Annotated in this window: 26 protein-coding genes and 1 pseudogene; 2 read left to right on the top strand and 25 right to left on the bottom strand. The window is 42.4% G+C overall.

All coding sequences use genetic code 11. The features are described 5' to 3' along the window. Positions 1–9 precede the first annotated feature (9 nt). From ET33_RS15275 to ET33_RS40610, 7 genes and pseudogenes are all read right to left on the bottom strand, one after another. Positions 10–978 (bottom strand): dTDP-glucose 4,6-dehydratase, encoded by a 969-nt coding sequence (locus ET33_RS15275; RefSeq protein WP_036682953.1) that lies wholly within the window; start codon positions 976–978, stop codon positions 10–12. Continuing rightward, positions 962–1,960, bottom strand: coding sequence for a Gfo/Idh/MocA family protein (locus ET33_RS15270; RefSeq protein ID WP_200879213.1), 999 nt, complete (start codon positions 1,958–1,960; stop codon positions 962–964). Before ET33_RS15270 ends, ET33_RS15275 begins: the two co-directional genes overlap by 17 nt. Beyond that, positions 1,932–2,447: an acyltransferase gene (locus ET33_RS15265; RefSeq protein WP_036682950.1), complete on the bottom strand. Its 516-nt coding sequence runs from the start codon at positions 2,445–2,447 to the stop codon at positions 1,932–1,934. The genes ET33_RS15270 and ET33_RS15265 overlap by 29 nt, the downstream gene beginning before the upstream one ends. A 117-nt stretch (positions 2,448–2,564) precedes the next feature. Next, positions 2,565–4,031, bottom strand: a complete 1,467-nt coding sequence (locus tag ET33_RS15260; RefSeq protein WP_081890332.1) for a glycosyltransferase family 4 protein — start codon at positions 4,029–4,031, stop codon at positions 2,565–2,567. Positions 4,032–4,108: 77 nt separating this feature from the next. Beyond that, positions 4,109–4,918 (bottom strand): glycosyltransferase family protein, encoded by an 810-nt coding sequence (locus tag ET33_RS15255; RefSeq protein ID WP_063761654.1) that lies wholly within the window; start codon positions 4,916–4,918, stop codon positions 4,109–4,111. Further along, positions 4,915–5,106: a tetratricopeptide repeat protein gene (locus tag ET33_RS40615; RefSeq protein ID WP_407668102.1), complete on the bottom strand. Its 192-nt coding sequence runs from the start codon at positions 5,104–5,106 to the stop codon at positions 4,915–4,917. The genes ET33_RS15255 and ET33_RS40615 overlap by 4 nt, the downstream gene beginning before the upstream one ends. A gap of 819 nt (positions 5,107–5,925) precedes the next feature. Continuing rightward, positions 5,926–7,038, bottom strand: a pseudogene (locus ET33_RS40610) (glycosyltransferase); the annotation flags it as partial. A gap of 156 nt (positions 7,039–7,194) precedes the next feature. Between ET33_RS40610 and ET33_RS15245 the strand changes: the two are divergent. Next, entirely contained in the window at positions 7,195–9,138 is a 1,944-nt protein-coding gene (locus ET33_RS15245) for a tetratricopeptide repeat-containing glycosyltransferase family 2 protein (protein ID WP_036682944.1), read from the top strand. 26 nt (positions 9,139–9,164) lie between these two features. Then, a complete protein-coding gene (locus ET33_RS36410; RefSeq protein WP_051775355.1) occupies positions 9,165–11,093 on the top strand; it encodes a glycosyltransferase in 1,929 nt (642 codons plus the stop codon). A gap of 30 nt (positions 11,094–11,123) precedes the next feature. Here ET33_RS36410 and ET33_RS15235 read toward each other — a convergent pair whose 3' ends face one another. From ET33_RS15235 to ET33_RS15150, 18 genes are all read right to left on the bottom strand, one after another. Continuing rightward, a complete protein-coding gene (locus ET33_RS15235) occupies positions 11,124–11,486 on the bottom strand; it encodes a hypothetical protein (protein ID WP_036682939.1) in 363 nt (120 codons plus the stop codon). Further along, on the bottom strand, positions 11,486–11,878 hold the full coding sequence (fliS, locus tag ET33_RS15230; RefSeq protein WP_036682937.1) for a flagellar export chaperone FliS: 393 nt from the start codon (positions 11,876–11,878) through the stop codon (positions 11,486–11,488). The genes ET33_RS15235 and fliS overlap by 1 nt, the downstream gene beginning before the upstream one ends. 5 nt (positions 11,879–11,883) lie before the next feature. Beyond that, complete coding sequence (locus ET33_RS15225; protein WP_235206724.1) at positions 11,884–12,282, bottom strand: flagellar protein FlaG; 399 nt, start codon at positions 12,280–12,282, stop codon at positions 11,884–11,886. A 30-nt stretch (positions 12,283–12,312) separates the two neighbouring features. Then, positions 12,313–14,094, bottom strand: a complete 1,782-nt coding sequence (gene fliD, locus ET33_RS15220) for a flagellar filament capping protein FliD (RefSeq protein WP_036682934.1) — start codon at positions 14,092–14,094, stop codon at positions 12,313–12,315. Positions 14,095–14,165: 71 nt separating this feature from the next. After that, positions 14,166–15,215, bottom strand: coding sequence for a glycosyltransferase (locus tag ET33_RS15215; RefSeq protein ID WP_036682931.1), 1,050 nt, complete (start codon positions 15,213–15,215; stop codon positions 14,166–14,168). Positions 15,216–15,291: 76 nt separating this feature from the next. Then, positions 15,292–16,104 carry a flagellin N-terminal helical domain-containing protein gene (locus tag ET33_RS15210; RefSeq protein WP_036682928.1) on the bottom strand — a complete coding sequence of 271 codons (813 nt, stop codon included), beginning with the start codon at positions 16,102–16,104 and terminating at the stop codon, positions 15,292–15,294. Between the two features lie 109 nt (positions 16,105–16,213). After that, positions 16,214–16,414 carry a carbon storage regulator gene (locus ET33_RS15205; RefSeq protein ID WP_374701679.1) on the bottom strand — a complete coding sequence of 67 codons (201 nt, stop codon included), beginning with the start codon at positions 16,412–16,414 and terminating at the stop codon, positions 16,214–16,216. A 53-nt stretch (positions 16,415–16,467) separates the two neighbouring features. Continuing rightward, the gene (gene fliW, locus ET33_RS15200; RefSeq protein WP_036682921.1) at positions 16,468–16,875 is read right to left on the bottom strand and encodes a flagellar assembly protein FliW; all 408 of its coding nucleotides are present in this window, start codon (positions 16,873–16,875) and stop codon (positions 16,468–16,470) included. Between the two features lie 60 nt (positions 16,876–16,935). After that, positions 16,936–17,505, bottom strand: coding sequence for a DUF6470 family protein (locus tag ET33_RS15195; RefSeq protein WP_051775354.1), 570 nt, complete (start codon positions 17,503–17,505; stop codon positions 16,936–16,938). A 24-nt stretch (positions 17,506–17,529) separates the two neighbouring features. Continuing rightward, on the bottom strand, positions 17,530–18,417 hold the full coding sequence (flgL, locus tag ET33_RS15190; RefSeq protein ID WP_036682918.1) for a flagellar hook-associated protein FlgL: 888 nt from the start codon (positions 18,415–18,417) through the stop codon (positions 17,530–17,532). 27 nt (positions 18,418–18,444) lie between these two features. Then, entirely contained in the window at positions 18,445–20,004 is a 1,560-nt protein-coding gene (gene flgK / locus ET33_RS15185) for a flagellar hook-associated protein FlgK (RefSeq protein ID WP_036682915.1), read from the bottom strand. An 18-nt stretch (positions 20,005–20,022) separates the two neighbouring features. After that, positions 20,023–20,526, bottom strand: a complete 504-nt coding sequence (locus tag ET33_RS15180) for a flagellar protein FlgN (protein WP_036682913.1) — start codon at positions 20,524–20,526, stop codon at positions 20,023–20,025. A gap of 19 nt (positions 20,527–20,545) precedes the next feature. Then, positions 20,546–20,809 carry a flagellar biosynthesis anti-sigma factor FlgM gene (flgM, locus tag ET33_RS15175; protein ID WP_036682909.1) on the bottom strand — a complete coding sequence of 88 codons (264 nt, stop codon included), beginning with the start codon at positions 20,807–20,809 and terminating at the stop codon, positions 20,546–20,548. A gap of 92 nt (positions 20,810–20,901) precedes the next feature. Continuing rightward, positions 20,902–21,327 carry a flagellar protein gene (locus ET33_RS15170; RefSeq protein ID WP_036682906.1) on the bottom strand — a complete coding sequence of 142 codons (426 nt, stop codon included), beginning with the start codon at positions 21,325–21,327 and terminating at the stop codon, positions 20,902–20,904. Between the two features lie 110 nt (positions 21,328–21,437). Beyond that, positions 21,438–22,217, bottom strand: a complete 780-nt coding sequence (locus ET33_RS15165; RefSeq protein ID WP_036682903.1) for a ComF family protein — start codon at positions 22,215–22,217, stop codon at positions 21,438–21,440. A gap of 16 nt (positions 22,218–22,233) precedes the next feature. Beyond that, entirely contained in the window at positions 22,234–24,096 is a 1,863-nt protein-coding gene (locus ET33_RS15160) for a DEAD/DEAH box helicase (RefSeq protein ID WP_036682899.1), read from the bottom strand. Positions 24,097–24,126: 30 nt separating this feature from the next. Beyond that, positions 24,127–24,525, bottom strand: a complete 399-nt coding sequence (locus tag ET33_RS15155; protein WP_036682897.1) for a hypothetical protein — start codon at positions 24,523–24,525, stop codon at positions 24,127–24,129. Positions 24,526–24,614: 89 nt separating this feature from the next. After that, positions 24,615–25,340: a response regulator gene (locus ET33_RS15150; protein ID WP_036682894.1), complete on the bottom strand. Its 726-nt coding sequence runs from the start codon at positions 25,338–25,340 to the stop codon at positions 24,615–24,617. Positions 25,341–25,342 lie beyond the last annotated feature (2 nt).

The raw sequence follows: 25,342 nt of genomic DNA, 5'->3' as shown, positions 1-25,342 counted from the left end.
CTCCTTACTTCATTTCTGATTCTTAAATATTCTCTTATACCATTCGATGGTTTCTCTTAATCCTGTGTCAAAATTTGTAAGGTTATACGATATTAAGCTTTTAATTTTCTGATTACTAGCGTTGTGGCACTCAACATCGGCTTTTCTCGCAGTCTTGTATATTATCTCACCACGGTATCCAAGGTAACTGGATATTTTTTCAATTACTTCTTTGATTGAAATTTGGCCGTCGGTTGATATATTGACACTTTCTGCAGGTTTAAGCTTGTTATATACACCGAGAATAGCATCTATAGTGTCTTTCACATAAATAAAATCTCGTGTTTGTAATCCAGTGCCATGTATTTCTGGCGTTTCGCTATTTATAATTTTTTTAATAGTCCTTGGAATTACTCCAGCCATCATACCCTCGTAGTTTTGTCTGGGACCATAGTTATTAAAAGGCCGAACAATAAAAGCATCTAAGTTAAACATCCGAACATAGCTCTGGAGCATAAGATCAGCAGCAGCTTTGCCAGCCGCGTAAGTTGTTGTTGGATTAATGGGGTGATTTTCATCCATTGGTTCGTAAACTGCTGTACCATAAACCTCGGATGTAGAAAAATGGCACAGTGTGCCGAATGCATTCTTTCGCTGTAATTCCAGCAGATTCCGGATCACTTGCACATTCGTTGTGAATGCATTTGCTGGGTTTAGAAACGAATAGTTTAATGCTTTAGTCGCACAATTAAATACAATATCTATTTTATGGTTATTAAAGATATATTGAAGTGCGTCATCATGTTCCGCATCATCAGAATATAAATGAATTCCGTTTAAAATTGCTTTATTTAAATTATTTTTCGAACCTAAGAACATATTGTCTATAACGATAATTTCCGAAGCCCCGGCATCAATCAAGCCATCAACTAAATGGCTTCCGATAAACCCGGCGCCTCCGGTGATAAGAATTGAACTCCCTTTAATTCCACATCTCATATTTTTCACCTTTAATTAGATATTGTATTTGTTTTGCCACTTTGATTGAATCTAGAGCAGCATGAATTCCAGGTGTTATTGAATCAAGTTTTTTATGTAAACAATTATTAACAAAACATATCATTTCGCTTAGAAGCGCTTCCTGTGTTGGAACATTCACCGCTTCTTCAACAGATGCAAGAGACATATATTCATATGACTGCAGAACAGATTGTTTATTTATTAGTATTTCTTTTTTCAAAAGATTACAATCTATATACATGTCTTCACAGGTTGCACTTATTTGTCTAATTCTTTTTTCGGTAACCCTACTTGCCGTAATTCTAGAAAATACTCCGGTCTTGTGCTTAATAATCGCACTAGCAAAACTAATCATATTTTCTTCATTTGTTCCATAGGCAAAAACATTTTCAACATCACCATTCAAAAATAAAGCTAGATCGATATCATGAATCATTAAATCAATAATCACATCAACATCTTGGATTCGATTGCTTAATTTATTCGTCCTTGTGAAATCAACATTTAGAACTCTATTGCTATGCTTTAATATTTTTCTTAATTCAATTACAGCGGGATTATATCTTTCGATAAACCCAACCTGAATATTTATTTTTTTTGACTCGACAAGTTTTTTTATCTCTTCCGTAGTACTCGTACTATCGGTCAATGGCTTCTCAACAAAAATATTCTTTACATGATCACTTACGATTTTAATATAATCGAAATGGGTACTTGTTGGTGTAGCTATAATAACAGCATCAACAAGCAACAAATCGGCCATTAAATCAATTGAAGGTTTGACGTTATATTTTTCCGCACAGCTGTTCATATGATCTTGTAAAGTATCGTACACAAAAATTAATTCAACAGTTTTAAGCATGCTTAATACTCTTAAATGATTCTGACCCATTTTACCCAGCCCGATAAGGCCGACTCTTAAGGGTTTAAAATTACTCATGGCCATCATACCTTTTGTCAATTTTGTTTCCTTCTTTATCTATATAAGAAAAAAAACGAGCAGGGTTGCCCATGACGAGGGTAAACGGCTCAACGTCTTTTGTAACAACAGAGCCAGCCGCGATCATCGCATATTCTCCAATTGTAATACCGCATACAATGGTTGAATTAGCCCCGAGACTCGCACCTTTCTTTATGAAAGTTTCCGTAATTATCCAATTCTTATTAAACGCTCTTGGAACTTTATCGTTCGTAAAAGTAACGTTAGGGCCAACAAAAACATCGTCCTCAATAGTCACACCACTGTATATGGATACGGAATTTTGGATCTTACATCCGTTCCCTATAACGACATTTGAGTCTATATAAGTATCTTTAGATATGATACAATTCTTCCCTATCGTTGCACCCTCTCTAACTTGAGAATTGACCCATACTTTAGTCCCAGATCCAATGACACAGTTATTTTCTACCATTGCAGTTTTATGGATAAACACATCATGTGACATGTTTAACCTCCTCATTTAGAAATCTTCAATAATGTACGCGGGTTATTCCAATATTGGGTAAGTTAAGGATTCAAAATTTTCAGTGTGAGAGAATGAGAAAATTCTTCTTATAGCCTATTATGAGTATCTGTTCAACCACTTATTAAATGTACCATACAGTAAATTAAAGTTTCCTTGTATTGGTTGGATAAGTGCTAAAATATGATTCAATTTATTTACATCTTCGTTGTTTTTATATTGTTTCTCTGCTGAAAAACCTACTCTGTGATTTTGAGGCATGTTTTTTACTACATTTTTTACTTTTTCTCTCCAAGCTGTGCCCAAATGTGTTGCTACTACCGATTTTTGCTGTAATTCACCCGATTCCATTCTAAATTTGGCATCATGAATGTATGCCTCAACTAAAGCTTTATAGTTGTCCATACTATCGGGATTTTTGGCTTTACCATTAATTGAACCTAATACTAAATATGGAGAAACAGGCATGGGAGCCGAAACAATTGGCTTCCCCAGGGCCGCAGCTTCAAGGGACGCAGTGAATGAACCGAACGGAAAGCTTTCCAAATAAAAGTCCGATGCTCCATAATATGGTACAACATCTTTTTGCAGCCCCATTACTTTTACTCTTCCGCTTGTCTTTTCAATTGCTTCTTTCCAGTTTACATCCTGTGGATCGACACCAAGCACAATGAGTGTAACATTTTTATTTTGAGAACTATTCAAAATGTCTATCATTGTGTTTTGAAAATTGAGGTTCTCATATGGCAGGTACTTATATCCTGGTGCAGAAGTTAGCATAACTACGCAATTAGGGTCTATACCCAATTGTTCCTTATAGTAACTTGATGATTGTTTTAAATCAGGAAGATTTATAGGGAGAGGCAATAACAAATTATTTTTACTTCGCCTTTGTGATATGGTTAATTTTTGATCTTGCACTCCCATGTCTAATACCGCATCTGCTACACCCACGCCATACCAGAAGCATAATGAAGCATGATTTACAAACATTACCGGTGGCCCTTCATTTTCGCTAAAAGCAACAGAGCAAATCGGGTTATTAGGATGTATATGCAGAACTATAATATCCGCCCAGTCTCTTGATATATTTCTTAAAACTTTGGCCTTTTCCATAAATCCCATTTCAGAAGGAAGAACAATGTACGATCCTCCGGTTTTTTGGGAAGCCGCAATAAGCCAATTTGGTATTTCTGCATCTTGGTCCAGTAAAATAAATGAGTGAATATCATCATCAGTAGCTGATGCCATCCATCTTTCCGCTAATCGGGTGTGCCCCCCTGTTGTGTACGCGGCGGTTAATATATGTAGCCATTTTCGTCCTTGCCGTATATTTCGAGGCAGACACCATGAGAAATTGATATCAACTGAATCTAGCTTATCCCCTATACTATGAAGTCCTTCTTCAATTTCTTGATGCATATAAAATCCAGGATGTGCAAACCAAGCACATGAACCTGCGATTTCTGCCCATCTTAATGCATCTTCATAATTTTTTTTATTTAAATGATGAAAAAATTGTGTTGAGACCCTTTCAAATCTTTGCTGATTTAATAAAAGTTGCACGAAGATCACTCTCTTATCAGTAAGTTATTTGAACCTAAAATCTGTTTTATTAACGATTACGTTATTTATTATCTTAATTAAATCATGCCCTCATATTCAACGTGTAGCATTTCCTTAATTAATAGAAGTTTTTCGTATTCATTATTTTCTTCTTTTTTTCTTTTTTGTAATTCGTCATCCAGATGGTTTATAGTTTGGTCTAAATAAAGTTTATACCGATCAATAATTATCTCACTGTAATTCTGCAGAGTTATTTTTAGATTATCTTCGAACCCATTACTGACATTAACAATACCACAGTCATGAATGCACCAATACTTATCCTGCCTAGGTATCGCTACCTCATAACCATTCTTGATAAACTCCATACATTGCGACAAGTCATAACAGTGCCATCCTTCAAACAGGTCTTCTCTCCATGGTAAATCATATTGTGTTATTAAGATCAAACCGTCTACAACTGTTACCGATTTATAGTTATCAATTTCATTATTAAATTCAAGTTTCTTTAGAACCCCTGTAGAACTTTCAAATACTGCACCATATTTACTTCTAGCTTCCCACCAAACACCTTTAAGTGGTAAATATTCAGCCCCTGCTACTCCCATAATGCCTATTAGGGGGTTAAGTGAAAATAGTTTTATAATATCCAATATAAAATCCTTATTTATAATAAACGTATCCTGATGCAAATACACTTTATACTTCGCATCGGAGCTTTGCATAGCCTTGTTATAACCCGCGGCCATACTTTCGGCCCCAACGATACCTAATATTTCAATCTCAAACCCCTCAGGAACTTTTAAAGTATGGATATACTTCAAACACTCTTGGTAAAGCACCTCGTCATTGTAGCAGGTAATAAAACATACTTTGTATTCGTTCATACGGCGCTTACCTCTCTTAGCTTTTGCATAAGCTCTGTTACGCTGCTATTTTTGTCCCGCACACGATCAAGATATATTCTTGCACTGTCAAACTCCCCAAAGTCATACAAGATATGTGCCAGCAAATATAGCGCATCTTGATTATCCGCATCGAATTCCAACGCCTTCTCGAAGAATGGAAAGACCATATCATGCAGACCATGCTCATAACAAGACACCGCTAGTTGCGTTAATAATTGTGATTTTTCCACCATATCGTTCTCAACTATTTGATATATTTGTTCGATGGTTACTTCTCCATTGCCTAACAATCGAAGCAGCTCTGCTAAACTAGCTTCTCCCTCGACGTCATTCTCCAATCTCCGAAGCAAAAACTTCAATTTATACTTTTCGTAAGCCTTAGCATAGAGTTCTGCTTCAATTTGCCTCACCCATTGCTCAAGCTTATCATCTCTAGTGGAAATTAAACTCAGCCAATCCAACGCCAGCTGGTCATGTCCTTGCGTATACATCGCCAAGCCCAAATTAAATAGAGTAGGATCATGGCTGGCATCAAGCTCAAAAGCTCTGCTTAAAAAAGGCAGCGCAAGATCGGGTTTCTGGTGCTCGATAAACTGCACAGCAATATAGTTCAGCAATTCAGCCTTCTGCTCGTGCCCCGCATCTTCAATAACGCTCAAAATCGCTTCGGCATCTTTTTTTGCAAGCTGGCTTACGCTCGACCGAACGTCGTTCTGAAGCAATAGATTATTAATCAGCGTCTTAACACTCAGGTCTTTATTGCTTTTACGCGCCTTAACCAAATAATTCTGAATTTCATATGGTTTTGTCGTCTGAAGTCCCGCCATCTCAGCCAAGCGCTGGAGAAACTCTTGGTCTTGAGGGAAGACTTCTTGTACCAGACCGGTAATCTCTAACTCCATTAACTCCGCCGCTTTGAATGTTTCTTCAATGTCTGACAATTTCCAATACTGTAGTTCAGAAGGAGCAATCGACCCTGCTATCATTTTTTTTATCGTCCGATAGTTCAGCAAGTTAGGAGCCATGACGATCATCTGCCCATTATCGTGCAATAGCTTTTGAAGGATTTTAATGTTTTCTACGTTTTTCTCATTTAGGCCTCCGAGATTGCCTGTTATAATGACATCGAAAAAGCCTTCCTTATGTACATCCAAAACATCATTCAACGACAAATAAATATGAGACGTCACCTCAGCAGCTACTTTGGCCGCAAAGGCATTTGTTTCAACCCCATACACTTCAGCATATGGAAATTGATTTTTGATATACAGAAGCGTTCCTCCGCAACCGCTGCCGATCTCAAGAATACGGATCGAATCGTTAGGCACCGCTTCAATTTGCTTAACAAGTCCATTAAGAATGATGGCTCTCTCAGGATCAAACCCCCATTTTTCCAAAAACTTGTCCTGATTCGTACGAAGCAGCTTATTATATGCTTCTGCGTCCTTTCGAAATGAGACGCTCCCGAAATGATGAATAAACGTATCTTTACACAAATAAAGCTTATAGCCTGCCAGCTTGATGCGCAGAGACAAGTCATCATCTTCGAAGTTTCCTGGTGTAAAACGTTCGTCCAGCAAACCCACCTCATCGAGTACCTGCTTCTTCATCAACATACAATAGCCGACGAGCTTTAGGCGCTCCTCCCAGAGCTCGGGATTGGAGCTTTGATTGAACTGTGCCGCGAATTGATGCATTTCCTCGACGGACTGGTAGGGTACTTGAATACTTTGCCCATAGGAGCAGCTATTCGTCACCGAACCTACTGCGCCAACCTCTTCACTGCTATACAAACAAGTCAACAAGTTGGTTAACCAGTTTTCGGTCACAATCGTATCATTGTTCAATAATAAAATATTGTCGCCGGTCGAAATTTCAATCCCCTGGTTGCATGCTTTTGGAAAGCCCAAATTTTCTTCGTTGAAAATAACTTTAATATCCGACTGATTGCTGAGCCATGCTACGGTATCGTCCGTCGAATGATTATCTACTACAATAATTTCGTAATCATGCTGGGACGTAAATTTACGGATGCTTTCGATACACAATTGCGTATATTCCAATTTATTATAAGTCGCTATAACGATGCTGGTTTTCACGTTGTTTCCTCCGCTTTCGTCACGTGGAATCTGATATACTATATATATCGACAATTTTAGATAAAAAGTGATACTAAATTGCTTTACAATTTCTGTGATCCTGTCGATAAAACCTATATAGATCTACTTTTGGAACTCCGTCTATCGGGAGGCATTATGGACAAGCTTATCACTCTATGTATGATCGTAAAAAACGAGGAGGCCGTCCTTTCTCGTTGTTTAGAAAGCGTGAAAGATATCGTAGACGAAATCGTCATTATCGATACAGGATCAACAGATCAGACGAAAAGCATTGTTCGGCAGTATACGGATCTTGTTTTCGATTTCCCGTGGAGCTACGATTTTTCTGCCGCAAAGAATGAAGCAATCTCGAAAGCAACCGCTCCATGGATCCTTGTCCTGGATGCCGACGAGTACTTGCAGCATGACGATCAGGATATTCGAAAATTTCTAAGAGAGCTGGATCCCCAGAAGCCTTTGGGAGTTATTTCTTCTATCATTAACTATGTCGGTCATCCGAACTCCGGAAAAATGGTTGAATCTTCCTCGGCTCGTATTTTCCCTAGAAATGCCGATATCGTTTTCGTACGCCCTATTCATGAACAATTAAGCTACCTACACGGGGAACTTACTTACATTAACGGTCCCCTGGTTATTTACCATACCGGATATACCCAAGATACTATTCAGCTTAAGAATAAAACCGAGCGCAATTTATCCATTTTTCAAGCCATGCAACACTCCGGAAGCTTAAAACCATATGATTATTACACACTTGGCAACGAATATATGATGACAGAACAATATGAGCTGGCCTTAAAACAATATCAGAAAGCGTTTGTAAAACAGGAATTTGAAAAATACTGGTTCCCTTATTGTGCAACCCAAATGACCACCGCATTTTTAAAACTGGAACAATATAAAGAAGCTTCGCTTTTAATTGATAGTTGCTTGCGGAATTGGCCTCAATACTCTGATTTTTACTGGTTCAAAGGAGCTATTTTATATGATCTCGGTCTTTATGATGCATCTATAGCAGAGCTTCAAATGGCCATATCGCGGTCTGAGAAGCCAGGTGTACAGAGTCCCGATAACCAAACATGGCTCATTAGTCCGAATTACGGAACATCTCTTCCTTACCAAAGACTGGCTGTCATTCATCTGGAGCATTTGCGTATCCCCGAGGCTGTTTTTTATCTTACGAAACTGCTATATTCCAATCCGAACAATGAAACCGTATTATTTCGAATCCTTCAGCTCATGAATAAGTCCGAGTCGGCAGAGTCGATCATATCGTTTCTGGATAAAGTATACGATGCCCCAAAAGAGCATCATTTGCTTATGCTCCTTCGGGTAACGTTGAATTTAGGAAACCTGCCTTTATTTCATTACTATAAAGAAGAATGTTTGAAAAAGAGCATCACTCTTCCTATTCACCTACAGCTTCTTCAAGCATTGGTTTTGGATAGACAGGATCTATTTATCAGCCTAATTGAAAATTGTAGTGCGCTGCCTGATGATATCGAGTTAATGACAACAATCTGTTCTGCAAGTATGGCGTGGGAAGAGCGCAGCTTTGCGACATTCATCCCGCAGAGTAACAATGCCGGCGAGTTAAAGTTCATCCTAGACTATTATTGGGAAATCTCTCCAGATCATGCGTTATCGCAAAAAGATATTGCTGCATTAACCAAGCTGCTCACCCAACTATTCCAACTTGGCTTTTTCGATACTTATGATCGCCTTATGGAGAGGTTTAACGCGTATGCTGACGAGTTGGCGAATGAACTCGGACATTATTTTTATTCGATACAGCAAATTGAGCTTGCCATCGATTATTATTCAATTTTGATCAACAAAAACAAGCTTTCAGGAAAAGGGTATGAGAACTTAGCTAAGCTCTATATTCTTCAAGGCGAATACGAAGAAGCTCTTTATTTCATTAAACAAGCTCTTCAATTCATAGCCGTTCCTCCATCCCTTTACATCATGTTTTTACAGCATTGCCAAGATCGTAAACTGAATAACCAAATTAGGCAATTGCTGCAAATGAAGCATTCTGAGCTGATTGACATTCCATTACTAAAATCATATTTATAAACTAAGACGGCATAGGAGAAATCGGCATGAATAAGTTGCTATCCTTATGTATGATTGTAAAAGACGAAGAAAAGACCCTTCGAAGATGCTTAGAAAGTGTCAAAGGCTTGGTGGATGAAATCATAGTGGTGGATACAGGTTCTACAGATAAAACGGTAGAGATTGCTTCGGAGTTTACCGAACACGTATATCCTTTTCAATGGATTAATGATTTTGCCGCGGCAAAGAACGAAGCAATAAGCAAAGCTACCGCGAAATGGATCCTTGTGTTGGATGCAGACGAGTATGTGCAACCAGATGAGCACATACGTCTCCGTGAACATTTACAAAGCCTCGATCATGCAGAGCCTCAAGGGATCATATTGCCGATCTTCAACTTTCTAGGTCATGTAAAAGATCGAAGATTTATCGAATCCACAGCCATACGTTTGTTCACAAACCATCCTGATGTTTATTTCTTTAGACCTATTCATGAGCAGATAACTTACCGACATGGCGAAATTCATCTAGCCAACTATCATTTTAAAATATTTCACACCGGTTATACGGATGAAACAAGGGGCAGAAAAGACAAATCAACCCGAAATTTATCTATTTTTGAATCTCTAACTAATAAAACAGATTATGACTTCTTTACGCTTGGAAACGAATATATGATCCTCAATGATTATAAAAAAGCGCTCTACTATTACGAGCGGGCCTATAAAAAAGCAAAGAAGAATGAAGTCTGGTATCTTCACTGTGTTAACTCCATGATTAATGCTTACTTTTATTTAGACCGATATAAGGAAGCCAGTGATTTGATTGAAGAATCGATTCAAACTTGGCCTCACTTTTCAGACTATTACTGCTACAGAGGCTTGGTTTACTCTCATTTTGGCCTGCATGATCAAGCGATTAGATCATTCAATCAAGCAATTGAGATTGGGGAAAAAACTACCGACAAAAATCAACGTTTTTGGCTTATTAGCCCGATATACGGAAGTTCCCTTCCTTATTCCAAACTTTCAAATATTTACAGTTCAGTGCACGATATGCCTAATGCTGTCTACTGTTTAACCAAATTGATGCAGCTTATGCCCGATGATCGCTTGGTGCTATATCAGTTGCTTATGATCTTAGTATCTACAGAGTCTACTTCTTCAATAGTTGAATTTCTTAAAAAAATATATCCAGAGATGACCGCCGCCAGTGCTCTGCTCTTATTTCAAATGGGGTTGTTGGTTGGCAAAAATGAAATTGCCGAACATTACTACAAAGAATGTGTAAATTTTGGTATAGAAATCTCATCTTTTAATTATGTTCAATATGCATTGATAATTAATAATCAATCTCTTTTCGATCAGCATCTAGCAAAAATTGATCATGCAGACGAGCAGGAGGAAACGGATCTTTCTAAAACTTTATTTTTGGCTGCTTGCCTTTGGAAGAATTCAAGCTATCTCAACTTTGTTTCATCTGTCAAGGAATCGAGTCTGACACAAACAACGATGAAACATATCCTCTCTGGATCCTTGACAAAGGACACAGATATTGATTTATTGATCATCATCAAACTACTTATCGACTTGTTTAAAATGGGGCATTTTGAAGTATATGATTGGCTTATAAAGCAGTTACCTCATCAAGATTCGATAGCCAATCTACTTGGAGATTACTTCTACACGCAGAATCAAATCGAATTAGCTTTTGATTATTATTCGATGCTACTGCAAAAAAATACGCTTCAAGCTACAGGCTATGAAAATATAGCGCGACTGTACCTTCAACAAGGAGAAGTAACAGAAGGGTTAGAATTTTTAAGAACGGCTCTAAAGTTGAATCCCAACAATATCGTATCTTATACTTTATTTTTACAGTACAATTCTGATCCTCAGGAAAAAGCACAATATAAAGAATTAATGTATAACCAGTTTCCTCACTACAGGGGGCTCTCTTTTATTAAATTGCTCTAAAAAATAGGATCAGACCGGCGAGGTCTGATCCTATTTTTTATTATCTATGAAATAACCTTCAACTTGCGAATAAGCTTGCTGGTATCTATTTTTCATCAAGTTTCCAGCCTGCAGCTTATTTATTTCAGCCTTAATCATATTTTGTTCTAACTGAAGTCTTTTCTGTATGGATTGCTCCAATTGAAAGCACTCTGCTATTATTGCCTTTGCTGAGGCATCGGCAGTTTGCGCACTAAATCCAAGTTGATCCAATTGCTCTCTAAGCTCGTCTTGAGTAGCTTGCAGAATCGTTAATTGCTCCAAACTTTCCTCTTGATCGAAAACAAGCATAGAGATTTGTTTAGTGACGTCCAATAATTGCTCCAAAAGCTGCATTTCATGTACCGAAACCATTACGACTGCACCTTCGCAGGAGACCTCAAAGATTTCATGGCCTTAACCCAAGTATCTCTAAGGTCCGTCATCAACTCAATGCTTACTTGAAGGGCTTCTACATTAAGCTTAGTATTGGCCTCGAATAATTTATCTTTCATAAAAACGTATAATGCATCGAGGTTTTTGGATATTTCATATTTTTTATCTAAAGTCGCAATCAACTCATCTATAATGCGGATAGCTTTTTTGATATTTGTATTTTTTGCTTCAAAATCACTTTTTTGAATCCCATCTAACGCTTGCTTCATGAATTTGATACAACCATTATAGAGCAATAAGGTTAATTCCCACGGCGCCGCTGTCGTCACCTGCATTCGCAGGTATGTTTCTTGTCCTTGCTGCTGGATCATTCGTGTTACCTCTTTTCATCTATAATTATGCCGCAGATATCCTGAAGTTTTGCAACGAGATCCAATAGTTTTTCAGGCGGAATTTCCCGGATAAGTTCATTGGTTTCTTGATTAAGCACTTTCACCATAATTTCGCCTGTTTGTTGATGAACACGATATTCGAATCTTTTTTCGACGCCTTGAAGAGCTTTATTTGCTTTCTGGATCGCTTTGACTACGGCTTCCTCGGAGATGGACAACTCAAACTTCTCTTTTTTCAATAGCTCTGTAGCACTAGAAGAGATGTTGGGCACGTACCCAACGCTACCATAGCTCTCGATCTGAACTGCTGAATCTGTCCCGTTTTTTACTGATCCTGTCATACCCGTCATGTTAGTCGAGGAAGGCATAGAATTCATTTCCATTACAATCACCTCACCTTTACAAACAAGAAATTACATTCTTTGGGCTAGCCATGAGCTTTGAGCATTATTTTTTTGAATCGCTTTTTCCATTTGTGCGAATTGAGCGTAGTAATTATTTTCTTTTTTCTTCATTTTTGCTTCCAAATCTTTGATTTTGCGTTCGAACGTTCTCATATTAGAGCCTAACGTCGTATTTTCGTCATTTTCAACAGTTCCTGGTTTGCCTGCTTTTTCGGATAATTCATTGATGGATGAACCGATTTGGTCAAACATACGCTGAGCAATACCTTTTTGTCTATATTTGGCCTGATCAGATAAACCGGAATCCGCCGGAAAATTGGTAAACATAGCAACCACTGAATCCGGGTCGCTAGCCAAAGCTTTCTTAAGCTTGGTTTCGTCAATCGTTAGCTTTGCCGCATCTTCCGGTTTATTAATATTGTAAGACGATGTTGAAATACCGATTTTATAAAGGGCATTATAATCTTGTGATACCCCTTCAACGGTTTCGCTGGTCATTCTTCTTAAGGAGCTCAGAGCGCTAGAAACAATGCTGTCTCTTCGAATCAGGCCACTCTTGGCTTTTTCTTCCCAAAGCTTAACGTCAGCCTCTTTCATATCTTTCTTCTCATCATCGCTCAAAGGATTGTAGCCGCGATATTTGTCTTCGTTCAAGCGCTTGCTCATTAACTCAACCGTTTCGTTATACTTCGAGACGAAATTTACGATTTTGTCGAAGAGAGCGTCCGTATCTTTCGTTACCGAAACGTTAACGACAGTTGACGGAGCTGTCGTTTGATTTAAGGTGTAGGTAATGCCGTCTTTGGTAAAGGTATTGGATTGCTCGTAATATTGAACACCGTCGATTTGGACACTTGCATCTTGCCCATAGACTGCATTGCTGTCGGCAAATTGTAATCCGGCCAAAATGGAACTATTCGTTCCGGTCAAGTCCACCTTAGCATTGCTGCCCGTTCCCTTGGATGCAAAGACGACTTTATCGCTTGCGACATCATAACTCATCGTAACACCGGCGGTAGACGTGTTGACTTTGGTGATGATGTTGGATAACGAATCTCCAGGACCGATGGTTACCATTTTTCCGTTAATTACCATATCCCCAGAGAAGCCTATCGGACTTGTGGCATCCAGCCTATTTGATCTTTGAGCTCCGGCAGCGAATCCAAGGGCGGTTAAGCCATTATTCCCGGCTACGTCTGATAATGTGACTTGGCCCGTACTGTTAAATTTAAGCTGATTGTTACCCGCTCCTGTTAAACTAACCGAGACGGATGCGCCAAAAGCGGCCGAGAGCTGTGTGTTCAACTCATCTTTTAATGTAGAAGGCGTATAAGAGGCATTGGGACTTAGCGTGATCGTCTTCTTAACTCCATTGACAGTAACATCGAACTTATTATTGCTGGAATCGATGGAGACCGTTCCAGATAAAGCACTTCCTGCAAGATCATTCGAAATTGCCCCACTGCTCGATTTACTGGCTCCACTTGCCAATCGATCTACAGCAATCGTATGGTTTATGGCATTGGAACTGCCGTCCGATGATACCGTTACTGCGGCATTCGTAGATGCAGCTTTGGTTGCCTTCCAGTCGCCGCTTAATTTCATATCATTGACAACCGTTTTAAAACTGGATAGCTTCGTATTAATTTCCCGATACAACCCCATAGTCCATGACGTTTGGGTTCTCTTTTGAGTTATTTTGTTTAATGGCATCCGTTCCGCCTTCATCAGGTCACTTACCATTTTGTCGATATCAAGTCCCGAGCTCATACCGGTAATTCTCATAGGCATAGAAAACGCCCCCTTATCCATAGTAGTCTTTACTTCATTTATCGTAATTTTCGCAATAAAATTAAAGGGTTTTATAAAAATTTTAATCTTTCTACTGCTGGCTTGTAATTTTCAGTGGCGGAGGATAGATAGTATTCTTTGGCTTTGGACGTATTACCGACAATTTCGTAGTAAACTCCCAAATTATAAGCGGCTTTGTAAGTGCCTACACCGGCAACGGAAGTATATTTGGCGCTTTCTCCAATGGCTAAAGCTCTTTGAAAAGCCGGGGCGATTCGTTGGATATTGCCCGTGTCCATCGCGAGTAAGCCTTGCAAAAAGGGAAGGTCCGGGAAATCGGGATAGTCATTTTCGAAATTAACTAGCAATTGCTCCGCTTCTGAACTTCTACCCGTCTCTTTTAAAGCATATCCCAACATAACCAATGTTACCGGAAAATACAACCGGTTCGCTTCGCCGATATTTAAAGACTGCATTAAATACCGGATAGCCGAGGAATAATCGTTTTGCGCAAAATAAATTTTTCCCATTTGATAAAGCATATAACCGTCGTTCGGATTCTCTTCCAGATGCTTTTTATATAAAGGCAGATACCTGCTTATTTTATTCTTCTGATCATAATGCTCTTGCTCATAACCATAGTGAGTAAGGGTCAAATTCATTGGCTTAAACTCGGCAGGGGCATCTTTATAATAAACTTGCTCATGAACAATTCCATGAAACAAGTACATTCCGTCGTTAGGGTAAAAACGCACCATACGATGTGTCTTGATCTCATCTTCCATCTCATTCTTAATAAAAACTGAAGCGCACATTTTCGGGTATTGCAAAACAAATTGATTTACGATCTCGTTGGTATTTGCAGGCAAAGTTTCGTCTGCATCAAGTACTAAAATATAGTCTCCTGTAGCAAACGAACCACAATAATTTCTTGCATCGGAAAAATTGTCGTTCCAAGCATATTTCTTAACTATTACCCCGCTGGATTGAGCAATTTGGACAGTTTGGTCTGTTGAGCCCGTATCCAGCACAATGGCCTCAAAATCAGGAGGGATGCTGGCCAAAGCGTTTTTAATGCAATCCTGTTCATTTCTCACAATCATACAAACGCTTACTTTCATTTAGTAGCCTCCCGTATTTACTAATACAAAGAGCCCATTAATCCATAATGGGCTCTTTGTATTAAAGCTAAGCAAATTAACGAAGCAATTGCAGTACGCCTTGAGGCGCTTGGTTCGCTTGAGCCAACATCGAGTTGGAAGCTTGTTGCAGGATGTTGAGCTTCGTGTAGTTCATCATTTCTTTTGCCATATCGGTATCGCGGATACGGGATTCTGCAGCTTGCAGGTTCTCGGTAGTCGTTCCCAAGTTGTTGTAAGTGTGCTCCAATTGGTTTTGAACAGCACCGAATGCGGAACGAGCTTTGTTGATTTTCAGAACGTCGTTGTCGATAAGAGCCAGTGCTGTGCTTGCTCCACCTTGAGTTGCAAGGCTTTGATTATTGATAGAAAGGTTAGTAACCTTAATGTCTTGGAGAGAAACAGTGATTGTGTCTCCGCCATTGTCGCCCATTTGGATAAGAACGGATGCTTGCGAGCCATCCAAAACGCCGATACCATTGAATTTCGTTTTTGTAGCGATGTTGTCGATAGCGGAGCTCAAAGATTTGAACTCTTCGTCGATTGCTGCCAAGTCGGAACCGTTGTATGTACCGTTTGCCGCTTTTACAGCCAGTTCTTTCATGCGGGACAGCATGTCGGAAACTTCGTTCATTGCACCCTCAGCAGTTTGAACAAGGGAGATACCGTCTTGAGCGTTGGATTGAGCTTGGCCCAAAGCTCTGATTTGCGTACGCATTTTTTCCGAGATGGAAAGACCTGCAGCATCGTCAGCAGCGCGGTTAATGCGGTAGCCGGAAGACAATTTCTCGCTGGATTTGCCTTGAGCGATGTTGTTCAAGCTCATGTTGCGGTGTGCGTTCATTGCGTTAAGATTGTGGTTGATAATCATGTGATTGTTCCTCCTTGAATTTTAAATTCATTCACGTCCTTGTGAATATAGGGATTTTCCCTACATTTAGTTATATCGGCACATAGACTTCAAATGTTAATAGCTTTTTTCAACTTTTTTCTGCCGATTTCATCATGTTCTTTAGCTTGCTTAGGTCTAGTTTTGCCGATAAGGCTTCCTGATTGCTTTGTTGGATTGCTTCGATTAATTCTTTTCGGTATATTTTAATGTCGCTCGGGGCCTTAATACCTATTTTCACTTGATCCCCTTCGATCGCGGAGATTACAATTTCAATGTTGTCATGAATCATAATGGACTGTCCTTTTTTTCGGGATAGGACCAACAATGTGGTGCACCACCTTTCTATTTATTCGATTTGTCGAATAAAGGAGTTTTGATGTTATAGTCATATTTGGGAGGCAGCACGATTTGTCGTCCGTTCAAGTTTTGAATATTAATAATAATCGGTGCCATCAAGTTCATGGTCGAGGCTTCAAACGGCTCTCTGACGGTAACGATACAGAGAACCAATGCTTCTTCTTCTGACGAAAGCGCAAGCTGATCGATGTCATCCAGTGATAACTCAAAAGTATAATCCTTAAAATGAACAAATGGTACGCCCACGACAAATCCAATATTTTCGTCGTCCAAGCTTTGAAAATAAGCGAACTCCATTCCCTCGATATGCTGCAGCTCATATTGATTATAGTTCTCAAAAGCTAGTATACTGCCGTTTAGATTGAATGCCTTTCCATTCAGTTGTTCCAACATAGGAATGCTCCTTTCAAATATGCAAAGGCTATAGCATTATAGCTATAGCCTTTAATTGTTTTACTTATACCAGTCGTACTCGCTTACCGTAATGTTGATAGATTGCATTTGCCTCATATAAATATCAACTTTGCCCGGGGTATAGGTGAACTCGGGCTTCGATACGGTGTAGTTGATTTCCGGTTTATTCGCTTGAATATTAATTTGTGGAGCATTCATCGTATAGCTAATTTTAACGTTCATAAAGGAGGCCGGTCCTACATACTGAATCTCAGGTTTATCCTGCAAGGCTCCTTTGGCGATATCGGCAAAAGCATTGGATGGGTTTGTAATTTGTGCCATCCGCTTGCCTTCTTCGACTTTTTTGGCCAGTCCTTGCAGAAACACGGAGTCCATCTGGCTATAAATCATATTGAGCCAAGCCTGGTGGCCGCCTTTGGCATAGGCCTGCCAAGCCTGCGATGAATCGATCTGAAGCTCGCCTTGCGGACTGTGAAACTCAAGCGTGGCCGGCTTTTGCTCTATCGTTTGCTGACCTGGAGAATTGTGCTCGATTTCCTGCTTCGCATTGTTCGTCTCCATGCCAATCTGACCCAATGTTTGTTCAATGGATAATCGAAGTAATCTCACCTAATCCCTCCTAGGATAAGGCATTTATCTCAAGTAATCAAGCAAGCTGGGCTGAATGATTTTTGCGCCGGAAGAAAGAGAGGCCTGGTACACGTTCTCATCCCGCTGCATTCGAATCATCGTTTCCGCCATATCGGCATCTTCCGTTTTGGAATTCATACTCGTCAGATTCATCTCGAGGTCCTTCAAACGATTGTCCATAAGATCAATTCGATTCGCTCGAGCTCCCACTTCCGATCTTACTTGGGAGAACTTATCCTGGCGCACCTTTAGCTTTTCCATGAAATCTCGAGCCGTAGCCTGATCTCCATTCACAAAAGCATTTTGGATACCCTTCAGAACTGTAAATAAATTATCGGTTTCCGTCCCTTCTCCAAATACTTCATTACCGGTAATATTAATCGGAATCACTACACCTGCAGAGAACTCATATTTAATCTCCGCCGTATCGGTAGATTCGGTTCCCGTCGTATACGGTTTTTTGTCCGTAAACTGCCCGTTAAAAATGTATTTCCCGTTCATTTGGGAATTTCCCAAAGTGATAGCTTCATCGAACAAGGAACCGATCTCTTTGGCTATTGCGTTTAGAGCATCTTGGGGGTTCGTCCCGCTAACCCCTTTTACTGTCAGTTCGCTTGCCCGTTGGATAATGTCATTGATTTGACCAAGAACCGAATCCGTATGATCGACCGAAGACTTAGCAAAATCAATGTTTTTTTGATATTGTTCGTTAATGGAAAGTTCACTTCTATAACGCAATGCATAGGTAATACCTACCGGGTCATCCGACGGCTTGTTCAATTTTCTGGCCGTGGTCAGTTCGTTTTCCGTATTACTCATTCTTTTCACATTGTTGGACAGGTTGCGAAGAAGCTGGGACTGCATCATCCCTTGGGTCACTCTTAATGGCATTGAAAGCACCTCCTACTGGTAAAATGGTTATCTACCTACAACACCCATGCTGTTTATCACTTTATCCAACATTTCGTCGAACGTTGTCATTGCTCTGGAAGCTGCACCGTAGGCATGCTGGAACTTGATCATATTGGACATTTCCTCATCGATCGATACTCCGCTAACCGATTGTCTGCGGCTGTCTACTTGATCAACCAGCGCTTTTTGGTTTTCTAGCTGTCTCGTCGCTTCTTTAGACTGAACGCCAAGCTGTCCGACCGTCGACCTAAAATAATCGTCTACCGTTCCTTCAGCTACTGTAGCTCCATTGCTCACAAAAGTTAATTTCGTATCCTTCATCTGGGAGATGAGCAATGCTAACCCATTATTTCCTTTAACAACCTTTTCCGAAGCACCTGATACTGCTGTGCGGAGCGAAGTGGCGATTTTATCCGGATTCGTTGCAATATCGGGGTTCAGTTGAAAGCTCTCAGCCGTTATAGAGGTAAAGCCGTTTTTTGCCGTAAAGAAATCACCGCCTGCCTGAATCGGATCAGACAAGTTGTACCCGAGTTTGTGAAGACCGTTCAAACCGTTGACTTTAACTGTCAAATCATCGGTAAGCGTTCGACTAGCCCCGGTATATTTGACGTTGTTCAGAACCGTTCCTTCCGGCAACACGGAACCTTTGGGAATGGTGATCGTCATTTCACCGTTCGCTATCGTACTAGCCAACGTATCTAATTGCCGTTGATAATCAGAGACATATCTTTCACGGGAAAGAAGCATCCCGTGAACCTCGCCGCTATTAAGAACACCGGAGTTATAAGCATCCGTTAATGCAGCTGCGGAAGTAGGGACTGCCGTTTGTCCGTTCACCAAGTTTGTCGTGCCCATGTTAATATTATAGCCTTGGTCGGTATCTTGAACGGTAATGTTTACGATTTGCGATAATTGGTCAACCAATAAATCTCTTTGGTCTCGCAGATCATTGGCATCGTCACCTAAACCCTCGATTCTGAAAATCTCCGCGTTCAGATTCGCGATACCCGTAGTAATCGAGTTCATTTGAGTGGCCTTTACGTCCACATTATTGGTTAAGTCCGTGGAAAGGTCTCTGAGCTGCTTGCTCGTATAGTTGAAGGCATCCGCCAATGCCATCGCATTCTCGCGTACAATCTTGCGTCCGGTTACATTCTCGGGGTCTTTGCTTAAGTCGGACCAAGATTTCCAAAAGTTGTCAATCACCGTGCGAATACCGGTACTGCTTGGTTCATTCATAATCGTTTCCAATTTCTCTAAAGTGTCCGCTTGAACGGTCCAAGTGCCCAACCCTTTGCTTTCGTTTCGGAATTGATCGTCCAGAAACCTTTCCCTTACTCTTGTAATGGATGTGAACTCCACACCAGTGCCCAGCTGACCCGGTACAGCGGAATGCGACATGCCTACCGCTTCGATCGGTCGGGACGCGACCATATTCACGACTTGCCGGGAATATCCCGCCGTATTGGCATTCGCAATATTATGAGCCGTCGTTTGCAATGCCGCTTGTTGTGTAAACAGGCTTCGCTTGGCCGTTTCTATTCCATGGAAAGTTGACCTCATAACGTCACTCCTCTTTTCCTATGCTCTCGTATCAAACATGGTATTCCGACGAAGGTGTTGGTCCTGTTGTTGAGTCGGTTTGGAATAAAACATATCATTATCCGGAGGAGCTGAAATGATATCTATCGAATAATTAATAAACGCGAGCGACTGCTCGATCATCTGTTGATTTAACTCATTGTGCTCCCGCAGCTTACGGATGGTAGCCAGCAACTGCTTCTGGGAATCGACCAAGATTCGCTTCTCCTCGGCGTTAAAAATAATCTTGGTCAAGTCGCTGACCGTCACCCGCGGATTCGGTTTGTATCCTTTTTCAATCAAGAAATTACCGATCGCATCCACCCGTTGCTGATCCATTTCCCCGATCCGCTTGAGCAGCTTGTTTTCTTTCGTTACGATTTGCGTCAACTGCTCCACTTGATTGTGGATAAGCGCATGCTTTTTCTGCTCCGCCAGCTCCAACAAGGTGAGATGTACATCGTTCAGTTCGGACATGGTCTGCAATACGGCTTCAAAAGACATGGCTCTCCACCTTCAAAAATTATTTCAAAAACGGGAAAATTTTCTCGGCCAGCTTGCGCGCATCGACAACGTACGTCCCGGATTTTACCGACTGCTTGAGCTCTTCCAGCTTTTCGCGGCTCGCTCCTGCTGCCTCCGTACCTAAAAGTTCTTTGGCTTCGCTGGATATCTCTACCTGGTCCTTTTTCTTTTGCTTCTTCCCTGCGGCAAATGCCTGTTGCGCTTCCTGATTCTTCTTATATTGATTCACGGCACCTACCTGATTCGTTCCATTAATTTTCATCAAACTCACCTCGATTAACTACATAATAAACCCACCGATTCAGCGTTATTACTTTTATCGGTGGGCGGATTTTAAAAGTTTAGATGTATTCGTTATTTTGTTCGATCCTGTAAGCGGTCTTTAATAAGAAATGAGGCATGCTTCCCTTGCTCGGCCTGTTGCTTTTTGCGCTGTTCGTCTTCGGCCATGTTTCGCGCTTCCTTCGTCAACCGTGCCCGGCAGGCATCGCACATGTTGTGTTCGCGAATATGCGCTCCACAAACGTCGCATTCGTAAGTCATATTTGGATTACTTTTAATCGAAATGCGTCCTTCACGGATAAACTTCACGATTTGTTTGACCGGCACTTCGGTCGCATCGCTTAATTCTTGTATCGAGCAAGCGCGGTTCTCACGCAAATATTTTAAACACGTCTCGTATTGCTTCTCCATTTCCCGAAGGCAGTTCGGACATAAACCGTAATTGTTTTTCATGTATATTTTTCCGCAGCGGTCGCAGTTTGCTACATTCAGACTCATGTTAATTCTACTCCTCTCAAGAGCAAGGCCTAATACTCCTAATATAGCTGAAATTATCGAAGTTTGCACTTCATTTTTTGTCGGAAATTGGACGTTTGCCGCAAACAGTTTTATCTGGCCCAACTAATGCCGCACACCTCGAGAGGAAGGACCGTCTTTATGGCTCTTGAGCATTCGTTTAGCGTGCTTCCGGTCGTATACACGTCGTCGATCAAATAAACCCGTACCCGCCCTTGTCTGCATGCTGCCGCCACTTGGGAGGCAGCTCCCGGTTCCAGAGCAAAAACTCCTTGGAGATCGTCCAAACGTTCCATTCTTCCTTTGAAGCTTTGTTTGTCCGTATGCCTCGTTCGCAGCAACAGCGGGAGAACAGGCAATCCCGTCAGCCTTCCCAGCTCGGAAGCCAGCTGTTCAGCTTGATTGAACCCGCGTTCGGCATATCGCTGCTCACTTAGAGGCACATAAGAGATGAACTCGGAAGCAGGCCTCCCGAAGGCCGCGACGCCGGACGGCCCTTGCCGATGCAGATGATAGGCGTGCAGCAGCATCGGGCCGAGCACGCTGCGCAGCGACTCTTGGCCCCGGTACTTATACTGACCAAGCCATTCCTTCATTCGTTCGTCATAACGAACAGCACTGCGGTTCTGGTCATAGTACGTATCGGTTCGCCGGGGACAGTCGGGACAAGCTTCGTAACGGCCACACTTAGAGCAGCAGACTTCGTGGATCCACGGGATCGCTTCCCAGCAGCGCCTGCAAACCGGCAGCTTACGGGTACCGTCGTTCGCCGCACCGCAGGCGACGCAAGGCTCCATTTTGGAGGCCAGCAGCGATTCCGCCCCGCTTAGAAGTAGGCGCATCCACCTTCCGGCTTGTTCGGTCCAACTCATCGTACGCGCCCCCTTTTCAGTCGATATATCCTTTTTTCCGTGCGATAACGTTCATTTCGGCAATTTGTCGCCTGGCATGCGCTTGAGAACGTGTCTTTTCTTTGGCCGCAAAATATACACGCCCCCGGGGATCTTGAGCGGATCTTCCCGCCCGCCCCGCCATTTGCACCAACGCCGCCGAATCGAACACTGGGGAATCGGCATCGATAATAAATACATCCGACTTTGGAATCGTCACTCCCCGCTCCAAGATTGTCGTAGTGACCAGCATCCGAATCGAGGTTGCGCGAAAATCGATGACCTTTTGCGAGCGATCGGCGTCTTTGGAGGAAGTGCCTTGAACGTTGACGGAAGGAAACGACTGGCGAAGCAAAGCGACGAACGGCTCGACCATGGCGATTTTCGGGACGAAGACGAAGACTTGTGCTCCTCTCTCCAACGAGGAGGCCAAGTGTCCCTTAAGCTTACTGTTCAGCACGTTTTGAGCCAGCATTTGCCGCAAAGGCGGACACGCGAGAAGCGATGGTTCCGGCAGCGGGTGACGATGGTATCTTGCCGCTACTCGGGCATGCGGCAGCCGGTTGCGCTTTACAGCACGCTGTAGTTCCTCCGGTGGCGTTGCCGACAGCAAAATGTACGCTCCGCCCGAAGCGCATACCTGCTCGGCAGCATAGATCAGCATCGGATTGTTATGATACGGATACGCGTCGATTTCGTCGACTATGACCAGATCAAACGCTTGCCGAAATCGCATCAATTGATGCGTCGTCGCTAAGGTTAGCTCGCCTTGCTCCCACCGCTGCTCGCTTCCGCCATATAACGTGACAACCTTCGTGTGCGGAAAAGCTTTCTCCAGCCTTGGCTTCAGCTCCAAGACCACATCGCGACGCGGAGTAGCAATGGCGACCCGGCCTCCCTTGGCCAACGTATATTGAACCATCGGAAAAATCATTTCCGTCTTCCCGGCGCCCGTTACAGCCCAAATAAGAAACCGCGGCGCATGAGGGTCCTGTGCTTTTTCCCTTGAAAGGGACTTATTTGCTTTCAAAAATTGCAACGCCGAACCCGACGCTTCCGCCTGCACGTTGCTAAGCCCCCACGATCGCAAGTAAATCTCCATGTCTTCATCCGCCAGTGGCATAATAGTTACGTCAGGACTGTTGTTCGCCCGAACGATCGGGGTACAGTACCGCGATCTTCCCATAGTCAAACAAGCTTCGCAATAAGCGCACGGTCCGCCGCAATCCTCACACTGCGTCCAACGAACCGGCGATGCCTCGATACCCGCCTGTCCTCCGAACATTCCTTGGCTTCCGCAGCGCTTGCACTTCCCTTTCCATGCCTGGGGCAGCAAGGACCATCGCCTGCCTTCGCTTCGATCTAACTCCACCCCGGCTTCCAGCTCGACCCTGCCCTGAATCCAAGCGAGCTGTAAAAAGTATGCCGGCGATTCGGCAACGGCTTGACTTCCTTCATGCTGCATCAGGCCCATAAACTCTTCCATGAGCAGGTAGCGGCCATTCATGGATAGGCACATGGCATTTATTGTCCTATTCGCGAAGTGTCTGGCTTCGTCGGATAGCCCATCCGCCGTTCCGGCCCAATCCCAAAGCTTCCAATCTGCTACGGCTTCCGGATGAAGGCCAATTTCACGCGCTGCTGTTCGTAAGCTTTCCAGCATGTTTGACGAGGACGAAGATGCTTTCAGCTTGCGTTTGATTTCACAGGCTTGTCCGAACGATAAGGCGGGTTCCAGCACACGCAGCTTGAAGCGGCCACCGGCTTGATCCGTCCAGTAATCCCGGTCGGCCCGCATATCCAAGGAAACGTGCCAGGAACAACCGTCTGCCGTCATTGCGGCATATACGAATGCTTTCATGAATCACCTGGTTCGAATTATTTTTTATGATCACATATATTTGAAAGCGGTTTCTAAACCTTCGTTTTGGTTAAGCCGGACCACAATCACCTGTTCATCTGCATGCTTCAGGACCCACTCTTCCAAGTCCCTTTCCGCAATCGTACAGATGCTCAACTGATGCTCCAGACTTAACCTTCGGGCAATCTCCAGCGTATCGTCCGTCGAACCTTCATCCGCCAGCGTCACCGATATTGCCTTGCCCTTCATCCATGAAAAAAAGTACAGCGAGCGAAGATACCACTCCACCTGCAGCTGATTATTATAAGTTTGCAGCACATAATGCGTCGTTCGGGGCTTTCCATATCGCCTCCACTGCCAATGGAGCCAATGGATGATGGCGACCCCTGCGGCATAGCAACCGATAATCCAAGCCAAGCCTAACATCATAGCGGCTCCCTCCCTTAAGAGCAGTATATGCCGATTGAAGGGAGATGGTTCCTGCCAAACTTGAAGAAAGGACAGCTATTGAGAACCGCTTACAGCGTTACCCAGCCATTTTTAATCGCGATAATAACCGCTTGTGTCCGGTCGTCAACTTCCATCTTCTGCAAAATGCTGCTGACATGATTTTTAACCGTTTTCTCGCTGATATACAGAAACTCGCCGATCATCTTGTTGCTTTTGCCTTCGGCCATTAAGCGAAGCACTTCCGCTTCCCGACGGGTGAGCGGACTATTGTCCATATGCACGTACTTCACGCCTGCTTCTTTCGACGTCGTGCCGGAACCGGCTATGCCCTGCTCGTCCAAATACGTCATACGACGAAGCTGGTTGATGAGCTTTCCGGTCACTTTTGGATGAATGTAAGCATGTCCGGCCACGACCGAACGAATCGCATTGATTAAAGATTCCGCTTCCATGTCTTTCAATAAGTAACCGGAAGCCCCTTTACGAAGCGTCTCGAAGACGTAGCTCTCATCGTCATGAATCGAAAGAATAATCACTTTAATGTCCGGAAAAATATCCTTCAATTTCTCCGTCGCTACTACACCGTTCTCTATAGGCATATTAATGTCCATCAAGACGATGTCCGGGTTCAAGGTATTGCAGAGCTCCAGTACCTGAATGCCATCGCCGCATTCGCCGACGACTTCCAAGTCGCTCTCCATATTCAAAATTCGTTTAACCCCCTCGCGAAACAGCTGGTGATCGTCTGCTAAAACCAGCTTAATCGGGCGTTTGGCGCTGCCCATAATGTCCATAT

The sequence above is a fragment of the Paenibacillus tyrphae genome (genome assembly GCF_000722545.1).
In the GTDB taxonomy this organism is placed as follows: Bacteria; Bacillota; Bacilli; order Paenibacillales; family NBRC-103111; genus Paenibacillus_G; species Paenibacillus_G tyrfis.
The sequence above is the reverse complement of the archived record's forward strand: the minus strand, read 5'-3'. Positions and strand labels throughout refer to the sequence as shown.

Bases quoted from the DNA above. Each gene is read 5' to 3' on its own strand.
- fliW (WP_036682921.1), bottom strand. From the start codon at position 16,875: ATGTTGGAACAACTGAATGGAAAGGCATTCAATCTAAACGGCAGTATA.
- ET33_RS15165 (WP_036682903.1), bottom strand. From the start codon at position 22,217: ATGAGTTGGACCGAACAAGCCGGAAGGTGGATGCGCCTACTTCTAAGC.
- ET33_RS15170 (WP_036682906.1), bottom strand. From the start codon at position 21,327: ATGAGTCTGAATGTAGCAAACTGCGACCGCTGCGGAAAAATATACATG.
- ET33_RS15210 (WP_036682928.1), bottom strand. From the start codon at position 16,104: ATGATTATCAACCACAATCTTAACGCAATGAACGCACACCGCAACATG.
- ET33_RS15265 (WP_036682950.1), bottom strand. From the start codon at position 2,447: ATGTCACATGATGTGTTTATCCATAAAACTGCAATGGTAGAAAATAAC.
- ET33_RS15150 (WP_036682894.1), bottom strand. From the start codon at position 25,340: ATGGACATTATGGGCAGCGCCAAACGCCCGATTAAGCTGGTTTTAGCA.
- ET33_RS15160 (WP_036682899.1), bottom strand. From the start codon at position 24,096: ATGAAAGCATTCGTATATGCCGCAATGACGGCAGACGGTTGTTCCTGG.
- fliS (WP_036682937.1), bottom strand. From the start codon at position 11,878: ATGATCCAGCAGCAAGGACAAGAAACATACCTGCGAATGCAGGTGACG.
- ET33_RS15275 (WP_036682953.1), bottom strand. From the start codon at position 978: ATGAGATGTGGAATTAAAGGGAGTTCAATTCTTATCACCGGAGGCGCC.
- fliD (WP_036682934.1), bottom strand. From the start codon at position 14,094: ATGCCTATGAGAATTACCGGTATGAGCTCGGGACTTGATATCGACAAA.
- flgL (WP_036682918.1), bottom strand. From the start codon at position 18,417: ATGCCATTAAGAGTGACCCAAGGGATGATGCAGTCCCAGCTTCTTCGC.
- flgK (WP_036682915.1), bottom strand. From the start codon at position 20,004: ATGAGGTCAACTTTCCATGGAATAGAAACGGCCAAGCGAAGCCTGTTT.
- ET33_RS15225 (WP_235206724.1), bottom strand. From the start codon at position 12,282: ATGGAAATGAATTCTATGCCTTCCTCGACTAACATGACGGGTATGACA.
- flgM (WP_036682909.1), bottom strand. From the start codon at position 20,809: ATGAAAATTAATGGAACGAATCAGGTAGGTGCCGTGAATCAATATAAG.
- ET33_RS15180 (WP_036682913.1), bottom strand. From the start codon at position 20,526: ATGTCTTTTGAAGCCGTATTGCAGACCATGTCCGAACTGAACGATGTA.
- ET33_RS15155 (WP_036682897.1), bottom strand. From the start codon at position 24,525: ATGATGTTAGGCTTGGCTTGGATTATCGGTTGCTATGCCGCAGGGGTC.
- ET33_RS15235 (WP_036682939.1), bottom strand. From the start codon at position 11,486: ATGGTTTCGGTACATGAAATGCAGCTTTTGGAGCAATTATTGGACGTC.
- ET33_RS15245 (WP_036682944.1), top strand. From the start codon at position 7,195: ATGGACAAGCTTATCACTCTATGTATGATCGTAAAAAACGAGGAGGCC.
- ET33_RS36410 (WP_051775355.1), top strand. From the start codon at position 9,165: ATGAATAAGTTGCTATCCTTATGTATGATTGTAAAAGACGAAGAAAAG.
- ET33_RS15255 (WP_063761654.1), bottom strand. From the start codon at position 4,918: ATGAACGAATACAAAGTATGTTTTATTACCTGCTACAATGACGAGGTG.
- ET33_RS40615 (WP_407668102.1), bottom strand. From the start codon at position 5,106: ATGGTCTTTCCATTCTTCGAGAAGGCGTTGGAATTCGATGCGGATAAT.
- ET33_RS15215 (WP_036682931.1), bottom strand. From the start codon at position 15,215: ATGAAAGTAAGCGTTTGTATGATTGTGAGAAATGAACAGGATTGCATT.
- ET33_RS15205 (WP_374701679.1), bottom strand. From the start codon at position 16,414: ATGATTCATGACAACATTGAAATTGTAATCTCCGCGATCGAAGGGGAT.